At 36.6% G+C, this 19,953-nt stretch carries 17 protein-coding genes and 1 riboswitch; of the genes, 8 read left to right on the top strand and 9 right to left on the bottom strand.

The window, feature by feature from the left end; all coding sequences use genetic code 11:
- Positions 1-39: 39 nt before the first annotated feature.
- The 3 genes from AC1M36_RS21680 to AC1M36_RS21670 form a co-directional block, all read right to left on the bottom strand.
- Positions 40-222: a hypothetical protein gene (locus tag AC1M36_RS21680; RefSeq protein ID WP_336453212.1), complete on the bottom strand. Its 183-nt coding sequence runs from the start codon at positions 220-222 to the stop codon at positions 40-42.
- A gap of 140 nt (positions 223-362) precedes the next feature.
- Complete coding sequence (locus AC1M36_RS21675; protein WP_336453213.1) at positions 363-1,481, bottom strand: polysaccharide deacetylase family protein; 1,119 nt, start codon at positions 1,479-1,481, stop codon at positions 363-365.
- Between the two features lie 477 nt (positions 1,482-1,958).
- Positions 1,959-3,155: a NupC/NupG family nucleoside CNT transporter gene (locus tag AC1M36_RS21670; protein ID WP_336453214.1), complete on the bottom strand. Its 1,197-nt coding sequence runs from the start codon at positions 3,153-3,155 to the stop codon at positions 1,959-1,961.
- A 552-nt stretch (positions 3,156-3,707) separates the two neighbouring features.
- Positions 3,708-3,809, bottom strand: a riboswitch (purine riboswitch).
- Between the two features lie 121 nt (positions 3,810-3,930).
- Here AC1M36_RS21670 and rlmD point away from each other — a divergent pair.
- The 5 genes from rlmD (at position 3,931) to AC1M36_RS21645 (ending at position 9,631) form a co-directional block, all read left to right on the top strand.
- A complete protein-coding gene (gene rlmD / locus AC1M36_RS21665; RefSeq protein ID WP_336453215.1) occupies positions 3,931-5,307 on the top strand; it encodes a 23S rRNA (uracil(1939)-C(5))-methyltransferase RlmD in 1,377 nt (458 codons plus the stop codon).
- Between the two features lie 237 nt (positions 5,308-5,544).
- Entirely contained in the window at positions 5,545-6,534 is a 990-nt protein-coding gene (locus AC1M36_RS21660) for a tRNA dihydrouridine synthase (RefSeq protein WP_336453344.1), read from the top strand.
- Positions 6,535-6,873: 339 nt separating this feature from the next.
- Positions 6,874-7,722, top strand: coding sequence for a pyridoxamine kinase (locus AC1M36_RS21655; protein WP_336453216.1), 849 nt, complete (start codon positions 6,874-6,876; stop codon positions 7,720-7,722).
- A 370-nt stretch (positions 7,723-8,092) separates the two neighbouring features.
- A complete protein-coding gene (locus AC1M36_RS21650) occupies positions 8,093-8,614 on the top strand; it encodes a YehS family protein (protein WP_479846180.1) in 522 nt (173 codons plus the stop codon).
- A gap of 309 nt (positions 8,615-8,923) precedes the next feature.
- The gene (locus tag AC1M36_RS21645; RefSeq protein WP_336453218.1) at positions 8,924-9,631 is read left to right on the top strand and encodes a M48 family metallopeptidase; all 708 of its coding nucleotides are present in this window, start codon (positions 8,924-8,926) and stop codon (positions 9,629-9,631) included.
- A 333-nt stretch (positions 9,632-9,964) separates the two neighbouring features.
- Here the strand turns inward: AC1M36_RS21645 and AC1M36_RS21640 are convergent, their stop codons facing one another.
- The 3 genes from AC1M36_RS21640 to AC1M36_RS21630 all read right to left on the bottom strand — a co-directional run bounded on the left by AC1M36_RS21640 (position 9,965) and on the right by AC1M36_RS21630 (position 12,532).
- Positions 9,965-10,456, bottom strand: a complete 492-nt coding sequence (locus tag AC1M36_RS21640; protein WP_336453219.1) for a hypothetical protein — start codon at positions 10,454-10,456, stop codon at positions 9,965-9,967.
- Between the two features lie 256 nt (positions 10,457-10,712).
- On the bottom strand, positions 10,713-11,408 hold the full coding sequence (locus AC1M36_RS21635; protein WP_336453220.1) for a GNAT family N-acetyltransferase: 696 nt from the start codon (positions 11,406-11,408) through the stop codon (positions 10,713-10,715).
- Positions 11,409-11,422: 14 nt separating this feature from the next.
- The gene (locus tag AC1M36_RS21630; protein WP_336453221.1) at positions 11,423-12,532 is read right to left on the bottom strand and encodes a mandelate racemase/muconate lactonizing enzyme family protein; all 1,110 of its coding nucleotides are present in this window, start codon (positions 12,530-12,532) and stop codon (positions 11,423-11,425) included.
- Positions 12,533-12,622: 90 nt separating this feature from the next.
- Between AC1M36_RS21630 and AC1M36_RS21625 the strand changes: the two genes are divergently transcribed.
- The gene (locus AC1M36_RS21625; RefSeq protein ID WP_479846179.1) at positions 12,623-13,912 is read left to right on the top strand and encodes a transcriptional regulator; all 1,290 of its coding nucleotides are present in this window, start codon (positions 12,623-12,625) and stop codon (positions 13,910-13,912) included.
- On the opposite strand, the gene nhaC is transcribed toward AC1M36_RS21625, so the two are convergent.
- Positions 13,913-15,334 (bottom strand): Na+/H+ antiporter NhaC, encoded by a 1,422-nt coding sequence (gene nhaC / locus AC1M36_RS21620; RefSeq protein ID WP_336453223.1) that lies wholly within the window; start codon positions 15,332-15,334, stop codon positions 13,913-13,915.
- A 295-nt stretch (positions 15,335-15,629) separates the two neighbouring features.
- Here nhaC and AC1M36_RS21615 point away from each other — a divergent pair, with 295 nt between their 5' ends.
- On the top strand, positions 15,630-16,736 hold the full coding sequence (locus tag AC1M36_RS21615) for a M20 peptidase aminoacylase family protein (protein WP_336453224.1): 1,107 nt from the start codon (positions 15,630-15,632) through the stop codon (positions 16,734-16,736).
- A gap of 258 nt (positions 16,737-16,994) precedes the next feature.
- A complete protein-coding gene (locus AC1M36_RS21610; protein ID WP_336453225.1) occupies positions 16,995-17,603 on the top strand; it encodes an SAM-dependent methyltransferase in 609 nt (202 codons plus the stop codon).
- Positions 17,604-17,816: 213 nt separating this feature from the next.
- Here the strand turns inward: AC1M36_RS21610 and ahpF are convergent, their stop codons facing one another.
- Positions 17,817-19,343, bottom strand: a complete 1,527-nt coding sequence (gene ahpF / locus AC1M36_RS21605) for an alkyl hydroperoxide reductase subunit F (protein WP_479846178.1) — start codon at positions 19,341-19,343, stop codon at positions 17,817-17,819.
- A 14-nt stretch (positions 19,344-19,357) separates the two neighbouring features.
- Entirely contained in the window at positions 19,358-19,921 is a 564-nt protein-coding gene (gene ahpC, locus AC1M36_RS21600) for an alkyl hydroperoxide reductase subunit C (protein WP_336453227.1), read from the bottom strand.
- Positions 19,922-19,953: the final 32 nt, after the last annotated feature.

Below are 19,953 nucleotides of genomic sequence, written 5' to 3'. Positions count from 1 at the left end.
CGTTATAATAAAGTGGTGGTAGTTCAAAGAAATAAATAGTTAAGAAGTTTCTCTACTGCGAAGTCTTTTTCTCTTTGCGGGTTTGTTACAAATGATAACAATGTAGCCGACAACAAAGATGAAAGGAATTAAAAATACATAACTAGGAATGCCAAAAACATAATGACTTTTTATACTTAAAAATAATAGATGTAGGAAATCAAAAAGAGCATGTAATTTCATCGGAACCTCCAATGTGTTTTTTACAAATTATAACATTTAAGAAAGTGGTACTACATGTTCAAGACTAAAATTTAAGCTGATTTTAAAGTTGGAAAAGTAAAGAAAAGGCTACTTTTTCATAAAAGTAGCCTAAAAAACGATTAATATTTTTCTTTTACAAGCGACATGAACTGGGCCATTGTTGTATTAGGGCCAACAAAGTGTCGCTTAATTAAGTATTGTTCATTCGGCGTGCCTTTTGTAATATGAGTTCCATAATCGGTAGTTACTGCAAATTCATAATGTTTCTTCGTTTCTTCCACAGCTGGATCATTATAAGAACCTACCGGATAGGCAAGGGCAATGACCTTTTTGCCTGTAAGATTTTCGATTTTTTCTTTTGATGCACGTAATTCTTCATCATAATTAGCTGTATAAGCCATCATTGTATGGTTAGCAGTATGAGATTGAATGGAAAAAATACCTGAATCAAGCATTTGTTTTATATCATCTGTCGTAAGACGATTTGGTGTATCAATAGTACTTGAAACGAGGAATTCTGTTGCTGCTGGTTGGAATGTATCATCTTTTAATTTTTGTAAAATATGAAGAGCATTCATATTGTTTTTTCGACCATCATCCATTGTTACAAAGACAGGCTTATTGACGCGGTTTACATCACCCCAACGTTCAAACGTTAACATTGTATAACCGTTATCTTTTAAATATTGCATATGCTTTTCAAACTGTTCTGGTGGTACATATAAACCTAAATCACCATCACTTGGTCCAGGGTATTTTTCAATCGCATGGTACATAAGGAAAGGTACATATTGCTGGAATGTAATCGTAGATTTCACTAGGGGAACTTCTGTGTTGTCATCTTTTAATCCCACTGTTTCAATTTGAAATTCTCCACGTTTTAAATGAAATGATTGTAAATGAAACGGGAGAGCAAAATCACGAGCTTTGTCTTGTGATACAAAGGTTTGTTTACTTTCAGGGCCGTCAGCTGTACGCCAAATATTGTAACGCACTTCTTTAAATGAATCCTTTAAACCTTTTGTATAAAGTGTCGTATTTTTTGCGTTGTATTCAAATGGATCCCATGAAATGATTCCTTGTGTTAAAGGTATTTCTACTGCTTTGGTCTGTACTTCCTTCGTTTCGTGTTTGCCCTTGTAAGTTGCTTCTTTTGTTTGTTTTTCACTAGCAGTACTAGTGTTACAACCTACGAGAATAGCAGAAGAAAGCAAAGCGATACATGCATATTTCTTCATAATATCATCCTTCTATTGTGTTTTTATATTTGGCTCTTATATGTAATAAATTCTCTATCTGTTTTTTTATAAGAGATTGTTTATGTAAAGCATACCCTTGTCTATCATATCACTATGGAATATAGAGGGGAATAACTCTTTTGGGAGAATTCGACAAAAATGATGTGTATTTGCAAAGAATTTGTCTTGTGTAAAATTTTTTTGAACAAAAAAATTACCTTCGAAAATAGTAGTTTTCGAAGGTAGTTTTAAAGAACACTCTTTTCACTTTTGGTTTTTGTTGTTGGATATTTCTTCACTGCAAATAGACAAAAAAGATTTTCTGACCAATATTAGTATATATTTATCTCTTGATATATAAAAGAGAAATTTTATGAAAGGGTGTATGCAATTTTGCATATTATTAGATGCTCACTTTTTGAGATGAAAAAATCACCCTTATCCTCTCGAAATAGAAGAAGATAGGGTGATTCATGATTAAATAAATAATCCAGCAATCGTAGCGGATAAAATAGAAGCAAGTGTGGATGCAAATAGCATTTTCCAGCCAAACTTAGATACGACGCTTCCTTGTTTTTCAGACAGGGCACGGATTGTACCGACAATCGCACCGATTTGACTAATACTTGCGAAGCTAATTAAGAATACGGTAACGATTCCAACTGTACGTGGAGATAACGTTTTTGCAACTTCTTTTAAATCAAGAATAGCTACGAATTCATTTAACACAATTTTTGTTCCCATAATTCCACCAGCTGGGATGATATCGTGAGCTGGAATACCCATTAGGAATGCAAATGGAGCAAGAACATAACCGAAGATTTGTTGCAGTGTAATCGCATATCCCATTGCGCCTGAAGCTGCACTAATTACGTAGTTTACAACTTCCATAACACCGATAAAGGCAATCATTAAAGCAGCAACGATACCTGCTACTTTTAAGCCGTCTAGTGCACCGTTAATCATTGCACCGATAAAGCTGTCACCGAATAGGCTTCTATCAAATTTTTGAACTACTTCTTCTTCTTTTTGTGTGTCAACTGGTGTTAATAATGAACAAACAATTAAGCTAGAGAATAAGTTCAATGGAAGTGCTGCTAGTACATATTTTGCATCTAACATCATAACGTAAGATGCTGTAACAGAAGCTGAAACCGAGCTCATTGCTGAACAGCAAATGATAAACATACGGTTTTTATTGAAATGTTTTAAATCATTTTTAATAACGATTAATGCTTCACTTGAACCGAAGAATACAGAGTTCACTGCATGGAATGATTCAACGCGTGGTAAACCAGTAATTTTTGAAATCGCACCGCCGACAACGCGAACGATGAATGGTAAAACGCCTAAATAACTAAAAATAGAAAGTAGTGCTGAGAAAAAGACGATAATTAATAGTACATTTAAGAAAAAGACAAAGTCTCTTTGGATTCCGTTAAAGAGGAAATCAACACCTGTTGTACCAAGTTTAATCAGCTTGTTGAAAACTTTACTAATAAAAATGATAATTTGCTGACCAATCTTTGTGCCAAACATAAACCAACCAATTAAAATTTGGAAACCAATCATAATAGCAATTGCACGGAAGTTGATTTTACTTTTGTTGTTTGACAAAGCAAAACATAAACCTAACACGGCAAGAATACCGATAATGCTCATTACATATTGCATGTAGTTGCCCCTTTCAGAAGTTCGTATAAAGTTTTTGCATAAAACGCTCGTTATATAACTAATAAATACAAATTGAAAAACCAGCATAAAAACCGACATAAAAGCCCTTTCCTTTAGAGGGAAAAGAGAATCCAGCCAAGCATAGAAGCGGTCAGGTCCTTTTTTAGCCCCATGCCAAGTGAAACCATAAAGAGAAAACGAGAGTAGGTCACCTTTTGTTTTTCATGGCCGCGGATTATATGCTTGAAAAACCGACATCCTTTTTTAGGTTGAAGAGAGAATCCAGCCAAGCGTAGAAGCAGTCAGTGCCTTTTTCAGCTCCGTACCAAGTGAAACCAAAAAGAGGAAGCGAGAGCTGGTCACTTTTCATTCTTTATAGCCGCAGCTTATATGCTTGGAAATCAAAATGAAAATAAAGTTAGAGAAGTTTTATGTCATACGTAAGATGTCTGACCTTTTAGAAAAGTAAAAAATAAAAAAGACCCATATGGATTCACTTTCATCTATGAGAGAAAGCTAATCAATATGAGTCTTTGTATACACAAAAAGCTAGTATTCATTAGTTTTCCCCATAGTCCAGCAATTCTCGGTTGCCGGGTAGAAACTCTCGATCCATATTATCGAGTATATATGAGGTAACATCGTCCGTATTAAATTATTAGTAGCGTAACATTAATAGAGAAGCACCGTCAATAGCTTTTTTTCTTCCAATAGAAAAAGACCATGTAAGTATGATAAAATGTAACGCAGTGTTATGAAAAAGAGAGGTCGGAAAATGGTTAATAAAATGACGCCACCAGTTGAAAAAAACGAGTTCATAGATGTAGTATTTGAAGATTTAACACATGATGGTGCCGGTGTTGCGAAAGTAAAAGGATATCCTATTTTCGTCAAAAATGGATTACCAGGTGAAGAAGCACAAATTAAAATTATTAAAGTAAAGAAGAATTTCGCGTTTGGTCGTTTAATGAAGCTTCATACAGAAAGTCCATATCGTAAAGATGCAGAATGTCCAGTTTATAACCAATGCGGCGGTTGTCAGCTTCAGCATTTAACATATGAAGGACAACTACAAGCAAAACAAAAACAAGTGCGTGACGTAATGCAGCGCATCGGTGGACTACAAGATGTACCAGTTCATCCTGTTCTCGGTATGCAGAATCCTTGGGTTTATCGAAATAAAGCACAAGTACCAATTGGAGAACGTGAAGGCGGGCTTGTAGCTGGTTTCTATCGTCAAGGAACACATGACATCATCAATATGGAAACATGCTTAATTCAAGCAGAAGAGAACGATACGTTAATTCAAGAAGTAAAACGTATTTGTGAAAAACACGGTATCTCAGCGTATAACGAAGAGCGCCATAAAGGAACGCTCCGCCATGTGATGGCTCGTTACGGACAAGTAACAGGGGAAATTATGCTTGTCTTTATTACACGTACGGCAGAACTTCCAAATAAAAAGGCGATTATTGAAGAAATTACAGCGAAGTTCCCAAATGTAAAATCAATCGTTCAAAACGTAAACACGAAACGTACAAACGTAATTTTCGGAGACACAACAACAGTCCTATACGGATCAGAATATATTTATGATTTTATCGGTGATATTAAGTTTGCTATCTCAGCACGTTCTTTCTACCAAGTAAACCCAGAACAAACGAAAGTGCTATATGACAAAGCATTAGAGTATGCGAAGTTAGATGGGAACGAAACAGTAATCGACGCATATTGCGGAATCGGATCAATCTCACTATTCCTAGCGCAAAAAGCAAAAAAAGTATATGGCGTTGAAATCGTTCCAGAAGCAATAGAAGACGCAAATCGAAACGCTGCATTAAACAACATGACAAACGCTGAATTTGCAGTAGGAGAAGCGGAAGTCGTTATTCCAAACTGGTACAAAGAAGGTGTAATTGCCGATACAATCGTTGTCGATCCGCCGCGTAAAGGCTGCGATGAAGCATTACTAAACACAATCATCGACATGAAACCAAAGCGCGTTGTATATGTATCATGTAATCCGGCGACACTTGCACGTGACTTAAAAGTATTAGAAGAAGGCGGATATAAAACGCAGGAAGTTCAGCCTGTTGATATGTTCCCGCATACGACGCATGTGGAGTGTGTGGCTTGGCTTGCGTTGGTATAATAGAAAAGCAGTTGATATAGAAAAAATCTATACCATCTGCTTTTTGGTTTATAAACATACCATTTAGGATCGATTTTAGTTAAAATAAACATTGCCGATTTTCACAAATTATAAATGCACAAATGTACTTGTGTTTGATAATAAGTTATGAAGCATGATATAAGTGTAACATTTGGCTTTATATTTTTTAATCGAGAGTTTGAAGTTGTAACCATATTGAGAGGATTTGAGTTTGAAATGATAGATAATTTTTGGCGTGATTTACCACGACCATTTTTTGTACTTGCACCAATGGAAGATGTGACAGATGTTGTTTTTCGTCACGTAGTAAGTGAAGCCGGTCGACCGGATGTATTTTTCACAGAGTTTACAAACTCGGATAGCTATTGTCATCCAGAAGGTATGAAAAGTGTACGTGGCCGTTTAATTTTTACAGAAGATGAACAGCCAATGGTGGCGCATATTTGGGGAGATAATCCTGAATATTTCCGTCAAATGAGTATTGGCATGGCAGAGCTAGGATTTAAAGGTATCGATATTAATATGGGCTGCCCAGTACCGAATGTGGCATCAAGAGGAAAAGGTAGTGGCCTTATTCTGCGTCCAGATGTTGCAGCAGAACTAATTCAAGCAGCAAAAGCGGGCGGACTGCCTGTTAGCGTAAAAACACGACTTGGCTTTAAGGAGGTAAATGAGTGGGAGGAGTGGCTAACGCATATTTTAAAACAGGATATTGCGAACCTTTCTATTCATTTACGTACAAGAGAAGAAATGAGCCAAGTAGATGCGCATTGGGAGCTAATTCCGGAGATCAAAAAATTACGTGACCGTATCGCACCAAATACGCTACTAACAATCAATGGGGACATTCCTGACCGTCAAACGGGGATGGAGCTTGCTGAAAAATATGGTATTGATGGTGTTATGATTGGGCGAGGTATTTTTAAAAATCCGTTTGCTTTTGAAAAAGAGCCAAAAGAGCATAGCAGTAAAGAACACCTTGATCTTTTAAGACTACAGCTTGATCTTCAAGATCAATATGCGGAAGTACTGCCACGTTCAATCACAGGGCTTCATCGCTTTTTCAAAATTTATGTAAAAGGATTCCATGGAGCTGCTGAATTAAGAAATCAATTGATGAGCACGAAATCAACAGATGAAGTGCGTGCATTGCTTGATAAGTTTGAGGCGAGTGTTGATGAGACAGGGGACAGTGAAATGGTGTAACTCTCAAAAGTTAGAGGGAAATGAATTACATCAACTCATGTGTACTTATTTTAAAAAAAAGCAGCCAGCTCTCTGATTAGGGGGCGCTGCTTTTTTAAGTTTTTTGAAAAGGATTAACGAAACTATATTGAATTCGAATATTTCCAAGCGATATTATAAGAGACGCTTTCTACTCGTGAATATAGAATTGAAGGCGTAAGTTTTTAGTGTTAGAAAGCTCTTTAACTTAGTTGAAAGTGAAAGGTATAGTTTTTCACGGGATTATCGGGGATTTTTTCCATTTTTCATTTGTGATAATATGAATAAAGCTTAAGTGGGATAGATCTTATGGAGGTTATTATGAAAAAAGTCGCTGTAATACAGGATTTATCATCCTTTGGAAAATGTTCATTAACAGCCGCGATTCCGGTTCTTTCGGTAATGGGGGTGCAGGCATGTCCTTTACCAACTGCTATATTGTCTTCACAAACAGGTTATCCAAGTTTTTTCTGTGAAGATTTTACATCTAAAATGCAATATTTCGAAGAGGAATGGAGCAAGCTTCATGTAACCTTTGACGGAATCTATACTGGTTTCGTAACTGGCCGAGAGCAAATTGATAATATTTTTCGTTTTTTAGATAAATTTCATACAAAAGAGAACATCTTACTTGTTGATCCTGTGATGGGGGATATAGGGGAGGCCTATAAACTTTTTACAGAAGAATTGTTAGTACGAATGAGAGAACTTGTGAAATGTGCAGATGTGATTACACCAAATGTAACGGAGTGCTGTCTATTAACCGGATTATCTTATGAAAAACTATATAGCTATTTAAATGAAAGTGATTTTATCAAAGCGTTAGAAGAAGCTGGAAAGACATTGCAGCAAGAAACTGATGCTAAGGTGATCATAACTGGCGTGAATCCACCGTCAGCAAATCCAGATAAGCAGTTTATCGGGAATATGTATTTGGACGAGAATAAAACCTTTTATGACGCGATTCTGTATAATGGTAAAAGTTATTCTGGTACAGGTGATCTATTTGCTTCGGTCATAATGGGAAGCATGATGCGAGGAGAGGACCTAGAAAAATCTGTACAGCTTGCAGAGGCATTTCTAACAGCAGCCATTCATGATACTTCCTTGGAAAAAATTCCTGAAGTAGAGGGAGTTAACTTCGAAAAATATTTGAGAATGTTATTATAAAGTGAAACTTTAATCAGGATAAAATGTTAAAGTATTAATTTAGCGGACAGTAGTTTGAAAATTATATTTAACATAATATATAAATCCAAATGAAAAAACGAACATCAACCTATTCTTTTTTTAGATGGGAGAGAGCATCCGGCCATGCATAGAAGCGGTCATTGCCTTTTTTCGCCCCATGCCAAGTGAAAACAAAAGGAGAAGGCGAGTGGAGATCTTCTTTTGTTTTCATAGCCGCGACTTAGGTGCTTGAAAATCAAAATGGATATATATGTTGGAAAATCAAGTTGGATATATATAGTTTTTTAAGCACGTTAGAGAATACACTTTGACGGTTAGATAAATAACCAACATTTCAGGAGGAATAGCAATGGCTATGAGCAATAATGATATATTAAAGAGAGTAAGATATGCTATGGATATAAAAGATATAGATATGGTGGAAATATTTAAACTTGGTGGCATGGAAGTAACGAAAGAAGAAGTAGTTGATATGCTTACAAAAGTAAAGAAAAGTCCACAACATGAGGCTGAAAATGCGGATGTAGTCGAAGAGGATTACGTATTAACATGCGATATGATGATGTTAGAGGCATTTTTAAATGGATTTATTACTTTAAAAAGAGGAAAACAAGATCCGAAACCAGGACAACCTGCGGCACCTTTACAGAGTAATGAAAGTGCCAATAATCTTCTTCTAAAGAAAATGAAAATAGCACTATCTTTAACGAGTGAGGATGTGCTTGCTATATTAGATAGCGTAGGAGTTAAGGTGACAAAAGGAGAGTTAGGCGCTCTATTAAGAAAGAAAGGCCATAAGAATTACAAAGAGTGCGGTGATAGATACGCAAGGAATTTCGTAAAGGGATTAGCTGTAAAGTATAGAGGATAAGTATTGTAACATTTATGGTGAAGCAGTAAATGATATAATAGATAGAGTAGGGTGTTTGTAACCTACTCTTTTTTATTTGTAAAAATAATATGAACAAATCCGCTATATAAATACGGATTGAAAAACCGACATAAAACCATTCCTTTTAGATGGGAGAGAGGATCCGCTCATAGGTAGAAGCGGTCATTGCCTTTTTTCGCCCCATGCCATGTAAAAACAGAAGGAGAAAATGAGTGAAAGTCTCTTTCTGTTCTTCATAGCCACAATTTATATGTTAGAAAATCAAATTAGATATATATAGGTGATGAAATGGTACATACATATTTAGGTGAGACAATTCATTTTCATATAACTTATAAGAAGAAAAAATCAGTACGTCTTTATGTAGATTCGTACGGGAATGTGGAAGTACAAGCTCCAAAAGGAACGCCTGTTGAATACTTAGTCCAATTGTTAGAGGAGAAATGGGATTGGATTCAGAAAACACGTAAGGAAATGAAGGAGAGAATGCACGGGCCACAGGAGAAGGCTTATAATCAAGGCGAGAGCTTTTTATATTTAGGGAACACATATCCGATACAGATTTCTCAAGATGCAAGTATTGGGCAAGACAATGCAGTGTTTGAAGGGGATAAGCTGCATATATATGTGAAAGAGCTTGAGGATGAGAAAATAAAACAAGCTTTAAAACGATTTTATTACCAGCAGTGTAAAGCGTTAGTAGAGAAGAGTATAAAATCTTATCAAAGTAACTTTAAAATAAAGCCACGTTCCATCCGTATTTCAGATAGTAACCGTACATGGGGAACTTGTGATTCCAATCTACAATTAACGTTTAATTGGAAGCTGGCAATGGCACCGCCGAGGGTGATTGACTATGTAGTTGTTCATGAAATGTGCCATATGGTTCATTTAAATCATGATCGCTCTTTTTGGCGTCTTGTTGGGAAGATAATGCCTGATTATAAGGGAATGGAAAACTGGTTAGCGCTATCAAGTTGGAAGATGACGGTTTAGTAGTGACATCGTTGGAGCGATTACTATTACACTACAGTTTTAGTTTATAATTGCTTCTCCTCTTATAACTGAACTCACAAACATCCTAATGTATTGCCGCATACACTCTGGACATGTGGAGTGTGTGGCTTGTTAAAAATGAAGAATAGATATATGACTGTGAGTAAGAGCCTCTCCATGTGGATAGGCTCTTGTTGATTTTTGAAGAATCAGAAGGAATATATAGCTATATTTATTTTTCTTTCACGTTATCAAAGTGGTTAAAATTAAATTCATCAGCAAGAGTAAATGCTCGGAATCCATTTTAAAATACTGATTAATGATTATACATCACTAACACATTACAATAATTTTATAGGGAGTGGTTTGAGCTGGTATACTTTTGGTGGTAGCGCCATAGACAACAATTAGGTTTCGGTTTATAGGAATTCTGGTAAAGGGTTGCCCATTTATTAATAAAATTTGAGTATATGGGGAAATATTTAATCTTAATTGGCCATCGCTGCTCTCTAATTGGTTGTTAAAATAGTCTACTTTCACATTTCGATCCAGTGTATCTTTGGCCATAACAATTGCTCGAAATTGTGGAGGGTATATGAGGGGAACAGGCGCGTTTGCATCATAATATCCAGTTACCCTATCTCCTACTTCTACTATTACATTGTCAACAAAGTAAGTAGTAGGTGCTACTACGAAATTTACTAAAGTTCCAAATCCATTATCTACAGATATTAATTTGTAACAACCCGCTCCTGCCTCATTTTCTCCTATCGGAAAATCACTAATCATGGTTATGGTACCGTTAAAAGATTGGAATTTTATCATTCTTGTACCTCCATAGCTAATTAAACTCATACCTATATAGATTATGCATTTTTAAGGTTGTTGTGTTATTTATCAATTCTTTCTGGGTTCTTCTCTATTCTAGAACGCTAAGAAGAACCCTAATTTTAATCAGGGTTCTTTTTAGAAAAAGTGTAATTTTGCTTAATAGCTTAAGAAGGGCACCTCACCTTTCTTGTATTTGAAATAAACAAAATCAAGAAAAGTAATTGAATATTAGGGAGTAACGGCTATTGTCCTACTTTCCATACCGAATCCAATACTCTCCATCTTGTTCTTCCATCTTGTACCCATGATATCCATCTGCTAATAGCTCTTGCTGACCAGCTATATCCTGCATTGGAAGTGTTTCAATAGCTTTCCAGTCTTTCTTTTCATCTATCTTCAAGTCTTTAACGAAAATATAACGGATACGATCGTTATACTTTTCCTTCAGCGCCGCAATCTCCATCCCTTGCGCAAACTTATCTTTTAAACTTGGAATATTAAACGGCGCAACTGTACAACAAACGTAATCATATTTGCTGTCTGACTGTGTTAATTGTTCCATAATCACTTTTGCTAATATTTTTTGCATTCCATTACCACGGCACTTTGGATGAACATTTGAGATTTCTTGATAGATGACGCGGTCTAATTCTTCATGTGTTAAACCGATATCAAGCCCTAAATGTTCATCATCAATAGGCGGAGCTAAAAGAGCACGAAATGCAATCAGTTCTTGCTCTATAAATGCACCAATCATCATACCGTTACCATCTAGTATGTATTGAAATTCTTCGCGTGAGAGCGGTTGTAAGCTAGCTTTATTTTCTAATGCTTCAATTACAACATCCTGCAAAGATAAAATTTGCTCGATGTGCTCTAAAGATAATGGTGTAACTTGAAAGCTTTGCTCGTTTTGTTTTAATGTTCCTTCATAAAGAATGTTCATGTTGTAGTCCTCCTTTAGCGAACAACGTCTTGAAAGACTGTTAATTCATGTAGTATATTTTCATTCACATCAACACCTAATCCAGGCTTTTCCGTTAAGCGAATAAAAGGTACGTCATAGGAGAGATTGCCGACATCTTTCGTGAATTTTAACGGCCCTGTCAGTTCGACGCTTGTAATGATTTTTTTAGAAAAGGCAACATGGAATCCTGCCGAAGAAGCAACAGATGATTCAACCATGGAGCCAACTTGGCATTCAATGCCGGCCATTTCTGCTTGATGAGCGAGTTTAACAGCAGGATAGATGCCACCGCATTTCATTAGTTTAATGTTTACTTTATCAGCTGCTTGCATTTTGATAATTTGGCGCATTTCACGAGAATTTTTTAGTCCTTCGTCAATCATAAGCGGTATGTCTGTTTTGGAGCGAATATAAGCCATAGCATCAATATCGTCAGCTATAACAGGCTGTTCAATCCAATCGATGTTCAAATGTTTAAGTGAGCGCAAGGCAGTTAATGTATTTGCACTGTTTTTCCAGCCTTGGTTTACATCAACACGAATAGCAATATTACTTCCTACTCGTTCACGCACAGCTTCGATTCTTTCCACATCTTTTTTGACATCTGTCCCGACTTTCATTTTAAAAGATTGATAGCCTTTGTTCATCATGGAAGCAGCTTCTTCTGCCATATCTTCTGGAGAAGCGATGCTTAAAACATGAGTAATCGGAAACTCTTCATGATAACGACCACCGATTAATTGATATACAGGTTGCTTTAACTTTTTACCCATCACATCAAAACAAGCAATGTCAATCGCAGCTTTTGCAGTAGGGACGCCGTAAATGGTTTGATTCATGATGTCGTGTATTTTCTCAATATTCATTGGATTCATGCCAAGTAAGGCTGGCGCTAACGTATGTTTTAAAACATGAAAAGTACTTTCCCACGTTTCACTTGTAACGTGGTCATCGGCTACACCTTCACCATAGCCGACAATTCCTTCATCTGTTTCGATTTTTACAATAATTGAAGGCATATCATAATAAGTGCCGTAGCTAATAATAAATGGATCACGTAGTGGTAAACGAATTGCATAGAGATGGATTGCTGTAATTTTCATTGAATAGACCCCTTCCTGTTTACAATACTTTTGTACATTTGATATAGTGACGTTAAATAGTCGTTAAATAGTAATAAGGAGCTTGAGCAAATGGTGATAAAAATTGCAGTTATTGGTTCACATGATTTTATGCAACAACTTTTACCTGTTGCCCACAGAATGGAAGATATAGAGATTGAACCTTATATTTATGCTCTTCCAAAAGAATCTCCAGAAATTATTCAGCATTTAAATCCATGTGATGTTATCTTTTTTTCTGGTGCTTTACCCTATTATATTTCAAAAGAAATAAGAGAACAAATGCCAATTCCAAGCGTTTACTTGCAGCAAGATGAAATGGCGTTTGCGACATCTTTACTTTCCGTTTTATATCATCAAAACATTCGTCCAGAGCGCATTTCAATTGACTTAGTGGATTCTTCTTTTGTTACAAATGTTTTTCATGATATTGGTATAAAGAATACTCCGCATGTTATGGGTTATCAAGACATGTTTCCTAAGATGATTGAAATAAACGAAATTGTTACCTTTCATTATTCTAAATATCAATCGGGATTAATCGATTTAGCACTAACGAGTGTTCATGCTGTCTATGATGAGCTTATAGAACGTGGTGTTCCTGCAGAGCGAATGCTCGATCCGACAAAATCGATGATACAAGGGTTACAAGATGCAAAAGCAAAGGCACAGTTAGCAAAAAGTAATTCAGCAACTGTAGCAGTTTGTTTCGTATCATTCTCGTCAGAACATCATATGCCAATTGAACATCTCAACATGTTTGCTCGTGGAATTCACGGTTCATTTCGACAAGTAGATAAAACTTCATATGTTTTGTATACAACACGTGGTGATATTGAAGGGTTTATTAACACAAGTTCTTTCCAAACTTTATTTAACAATTCGAAAGATCCTATAGCGCTTGGATTCGGCTACGGAAGCACAGTGAGAGAAGCAGAGCAACATGCTAAAATTGCTCAAGGTTTCGCAGCTAATCATCCAATAGAGAGTTGCTGTTATATTTTGACGGATGAAAAAGAGCTGCTGGGTCCTTTTCCAAAAGAAAAAAAAGTACATAGCCTTAAAAATGATCATCCTGAGCTATTAAAGATAGCGAAAGAAACAAAGCTTAGCCCGGCAAACTTATCAAAAATTATTCAATTTAGTAAATCGCGTTCATCGCTCCAATTTACAGCAGCGGATCTTTCGAACTACTTACAAGTAACAAGACGAACAACAGAACGTATTTTAAAAAAATTAGTTGATTACGGATATGCAAATATTTGCGGCGAGGAAATGCCTTATCAACAAGGACGTCCCCGCGCTATTTATGAGTTAAAGATTCCTATCTACTCGTTTTATCCGGCTACGAAAGAGCAGTGACTAGGCTTCTAAAGTTGTTTCTTGCTCCTTTTGCAGTTGTAGTTTCTCAGTTTCGGAAAGTTTTGTAATTGTAAAACCTGTGAATCCATACAAAATAGAAATGATAGGTACAATGAAATTTAATATAGCATAAGGGGCGTATTCAAATGCACCTACTCCAAGAGTTGCGAGAATAAATACACCACATGTATTCCAAGGTACAAAGACGGAAGTTAAGGTTCCGCCATCTTCTAAAGCTCTGGATAGGTTTTTTGAATGAAGTCCTTTTTCTTTATAGGCATTTGCATACATTCGAGAAGGAACGACGATAGAAATATATTGTTCTGAACAAGTGAGATTCGTAGCAAAGCAAGAAAGGATTGTAGAAGATATAAGTCCTTTCGCTGATTTAGCAAGTTTTAAAATTTGGTTTACAATGACTCGAAGGATACCGGTATGTTCTAGGACCCCTCCGAAAGTCATAGCGACAATGGTCATGGAAACGGTATTCATCATAGAATCTAAACCACCACGGTTAAATAAATCATCAACTAGTTTGTTTCCAGTTTCGATGACAAAACCATTTTGTAAAGCGCTGACGGAGTCTGAAACAGAACTACCTTGAACAAAAACTTGGGATAAGAACCCTAAAATAATGCCGACAAGAATAGCTGGAATAGCCGGTACCTTTTTCGCAACTAACACCATAACAATTAATGGAATAACTAATAAGAAAGGTGAAATAACGAAACTATCTTGTAATACGTTTAATGTTTTTTCGATACCTTTTGTATCAATCGTATTTGCACCAAAGTTTCTGCCTAAGAATGCATAGACAAGTAGAGTAATAATTAACCCTGGAATCGTTGTAAAAAGCATATGGCGAATATGGACAAATAAATCGGTATTTGTTAAACCGGATGCTAAGTTTGTTGTATCTGAAAGAGGAGACATTTTATCGCCAAAATAAGAGCCAGAAATAATCGCACCAGCAACCATTGGAGCAGGAATACCCATACTAATTCCAATTCCCATACCAGCAACGCCGATGGTTCCCATTGTTGACCATGAACTTCCAATCGCCAATGCAACAATGACACAAATAACTGTAATGGAAACTAAAAATAGAGAAGATGTTAAAAGTTTTAAACCATAATAGATCATCGTTGCAACAATCCCGCCGCCAATCCAAGCGCCAATTGTTAGACCGACAAGAATAATAATGACGATAGCTGGGAGTGCAAGACGAATCCCTTTATACATTGCTTCTTCAATTTCTTTCCACGTATAGCCAAAACGCCAGGCAACAAGCGATGCAACTGTTGTCCCAATAATAAGCGGAACATGTGGACTTTGTTTTAGCACTACAATTGTAATCATCATGACAACGATTGTAATAATTATTGGAATGATAGCTATACCAAAGGACATTTCTTTTTTCATATTTTACCTCCTAATGTATATTTGTTTAATAATTTTAAATTGTCGCAAAATGGACGTTTATTATGGTTATAATAAACGTATTTTCTTACACTCGTCAATGTAAAAGGTTTATAATTTGCTGAAAATTCAGTTATAAATAAGGGGAAATACATATTTTTTTGCACCTTAAAAAAGGAGTTATTTTATTATTAAGAAGAGTAATTTGACATCCGAATGAATATTCAATATATTTTTAAAAACATTAGTATTAGAAAAAACTATTTTATTTATAGAGTTTAGGGAAGGAGAACAAAAATTGAAAACAATAGAGCTGCAAGAGCGTTTAACTGAAATTTTTCAGCATTTACACGAAAACCCTGAAGTAAGTTGGAAGGAATATGAGACAACAGCTTATATTACTAAATTTCTAGAAGAAGAAGGAATTTCATATAAAGTATTTGATGATTGTCCTGGGGTGATAGCCGAAATCGGAATGGGAAAACCGGTTATTGCAATTCGTGCCGATATGGATGCACTGTGGCAAGAGGTAGATGGGGAATTTAAGGCGAATCATTCCTGCGGTCACGATGCTCATATGACAATTGCGATGGGGCTTATTTTACAGTTGAAAAATGTCAATTGGGAAAGCGGAACAGTTAGATTTATTTTCCAACCTGCAGAAGAAAAAGGGAACGGCGCTTTAAAGATGGTGGAGAAAGGGGCTGTTGACGACGCTGATTTCTTATTCGGTGTTCATTTACGCCCAATTGAGGAATTACCTTTAAAAAAAGCAGCACCATCTATCCGTCATGGAGCAGCAGGGTTCTTAGAAGTGAATATACATGGGGATGATGCGCACGGTGCAAGACCACATCAAGGTGTGAATGCGATTGACGTCATTTCCATGATTAATATCGGATTAAAAAATCTATGGCTATCGCCGCAAAAATCATACTCTGTTAAAATGACGAAATGCCAAGCTGGTGGAGACAATTTAAATATTATTCCAGGGAATGGACAATTCGCTTTAGACGTAAGAGCTGAGAATAATATATTGCTAGAAGAGTTAATGAAAAAGATAGAGCATGTCATTCAGTCGGCTGAATCAATGGGAACGAAGATTTCTTATGAATGGGTTGATATTGCACCTGGAGCAGAGGTATCGGAAGAGGCAGAACAACTTATGCGTAAAGGGATTCTTGAAATATACGGTGAAGAAGGTTGCACACCGCCACTTTATACAACAGGGAGTGATGACTTTCATTACTATACAGTGAAAAGACCGCATGTAAAAGCTGTTATGTTAGGGTTAGGGGCCAATTTAAAACCAGGGTTACATCACCCTTATATGAAGTTTGATCACGCTTGTATCATGGATGGGGTAGAAATATTGAAGCAAACTGTGTTAAAAGCTTTAAAATAAAAACCTGATTTTATCAGGCTTTCTAGAGTATCAGGAAACGAGTACCGACAGATTTTTTGTCGGTATTTGTTGTTTGAGCGATATCCTTTGTCGAATGGCCGATATATTGTGAGAAATGGTCAATATATTTGAAAAAACGCTGATAAAATTTCATTTACCCATTCTTGTTTTCCTTCACAACCTGAAAGGCCTGATTTTATCAGGCTTTTTTCTGTGGTGTATAATAAAAAGTATTATTTCTTAAATGGGAGCAAACCAATGAACGAACAATATTATGATGCGGTATTCAATATAAAAACAGTAGGAGAACAAAAAGGATTCAATAAATCTTTACATTACCATCGCTATGAACCAACACCATATAGCGGGCTAGAAGAACTGTTGAATCAATATGAAATAAGTAGTAACGATCGGATCATAGATTTTGGGTGCGGAAAAGGGCGGTTAAACTTTTATATTCATCATAAGTGCGGTGCTTCAGCAGTGGGAATTGAAATGAATGAAGAGTTCTATAAAGAAGCGATGGAAAATCGTGAACGTTACGCGAGAAAGGTGAAAAATAGTAAAGATAAAATTGGGTTTCAATGTTGTTTAGCGCAAGAATATGAGATTAATCCGCGTGACAATCGATTTTATTTCTTTAATCCATTTTCTGTGCAAGTGTTTATGAACGTAGTGAATAACATTTTGCTTTCGGTAGAAGCGGTGGAGAGGGATGTTGATCTCATCTTATATTACCCTTCAGAAGATTATATTTTCTTCTTAGAGAATCAAACTGCATTTGAGCTGAAAAAGGAAGTTAGATTGCCGGGGGCTTATGAGAAAAATGGGAATGAAAGGTTTTTAATTTATAGATTAGGATCGTAAAATAGAAGTTGGAAGAAGAATATATTTATCAATATTTGTCGTTAAGTCGATATTCCTTGTCGAATCGCTGATATATTGAAAAAATCGCCGATATAATTGAAGAAACGATCGATATATTTGAATTATCGCTGATATAATTTTATTTACTATTTGATAAACTCAAAAAAGCAGGTGCCAAAGGCACCTGCTTTTTTAAAATCCACGTCCGTTTTATTAGTTACGGATTAAGTAATCAAATGCACCTAAAGCTGCATTCGCACCTGATCCCATAGAAATAATGATTTGTTTGTATGGATTATTTGTACAGTCACCTGCAGCAAACACTCCTGGTACGTTTGTAGCGCCGTGCTTGTCTGTTACAATCTCACCGCGAACACGTTCAACAGTGTCGCCTAACCAATCTGTGTTTGGCACAAGACCGATTTGAACGAATACACCTTGTAATTCAACGTGGTGAACTTCTTTAGTTTCACGATCGATGTAAGAAATACCGTTTACTTTGTCAGTACCAGTAATTTCTTTCGTTTGAACGTTTTTCAGAACAGTTACGTTAGGTAAGCTGTTAAGACGTTCTTGTAATACAGCGTCAGCTTTTAATTCTGGCATGAACTCAAGAACAGTTACGTGATTAACGATACCCGCTAAGTCGATAGCTGCTTCAATACCAGAGTTACCGCCGCCGATAACTGCTACATCTTTTCCAGTGAATAATGGACCATCACAGTGCGGGCAGTATGCTACACCTTTGTTTTTGAACTCAGCTTCGCCTGGTACGCCAACATTACGCCAGCGAGCACCTGTTGAAACGATTACGCTCTTACTTTTCAGAATAGCGCCGTTTTCAAGTTCCACTTCAATAAGTTCTTTTTTCTCTAAACGTTTCGCACGTTGTAGATTCATTACATCGATGTCGTATTCTTTTACGTGCTCTTCAAGGCTTGCTACTAGCTTAGGACCTTCAGTGCGTTTTACGCTGATGAAGTTCTCAATGCCCATAGTATCCATTACTTGACCACCGAAGCGCTCAGCAACGATACCAGTGCGGATGCCTTTACGTGCCGCATAAATTGCTGCACTTGCACCAGCTGGGCCGCCACCAACAACAAGAACATCGTACGGATCTTTATCAGAAAGCTCTGATGCATCTGGACCGTTACCCATTTTAGCTAAAATTTCTTCAAGTGTCATACGACCGCTTCCGAAAGATTCACCATTTAGGTAAACAGTTGGTACTGCCATGATATCTTTACTTTCTACTTCCTCTTTGAATGCAGCGCCGTCAATCATAGTATGTGTAATACCAGAGTTTAGAACGCTCATTACGTTAAGAGCTTGTACAACATCAGGGCAGTTATGACAACTTAGGCTGATATAAGATTCAAAATGATATTCGCCTTGAATGTTTTTTATTTGATCGATTAATTTTTGTTCAACTTTTGGAGCACGTCCACTAACTTGTAGTAAAGCTAACACTAATGAAGTAAATTCGTGTCCTAATGGAATACCAGCGAATACTACACCAGTGTCTTCATCAGGGCGATTTACGCTAAAGCTTGGTGTTCTCTCTAGTTCAACTTTTTCTACTGTAATCTTAGATGACATAGTAGCTAATTCGTCTACTAGAGATAGCATATCTTTAGATATGTTATCGTCTCCTGCGCTAACTTTAAGTAAGATATCGTTCTCCATTAACTGAAGGTATTGGGATAGTTGTGTTTTTATATCTGCATCTAGTATCATTTTGATCGAACTCCTTAAATTTTGCCTACAAGGTCAAGGCTTGGCTTAAGTGTTGCAGAACCTTCTTGCCATTTAGCTGGGCAAACTTCACCTGGATTGTTGCGAACGTATTGTGCTGCTTTAATTTTGTTAACAAGAATGCTTGCATCGCGGCCGATACCGTCTGCATTGATTTCCATAGATTGGATAACGCCGTCTGGGTCAATGATGAATGTACCACGAGCAGCAAGACCTTCTTCTTCAACTAATACATTGAAGTTGCTAGTGATTGTGCGAGTTGGGTCACCAATCATAATGTATTCGATTTTGCCGATAGTTTCTGAGCTATCATGCCATGCTTTATGTGTGAAGTGAGTGTCTGTAGATACAGAGTATACTTCAACGCCTAGTTCTTTTAAAGTTGCGTATTGGTTTTGTAAATCTTCAAGTTCAGTTGGGCATACGAATGTGAAGTCTGCTGGGTAGAAGCAAACTACGCTCCATTTGCCTTTGAAACTTTCATCAGTAACTTGGATAAACTCTCCATTATGGTAAGCATTCGCTTTAAACGGTTTTACTTCTGTGCCGATTAATAACATATTACAATTCCTCCTAAATGTGGGTTTTAAGC

The organism is Bacillus sp. Medicinal_06 (assembly GCF_056711665.1).
This window is presented reverse-complemented; position numbering and strand designations above follow the sequence as displayed.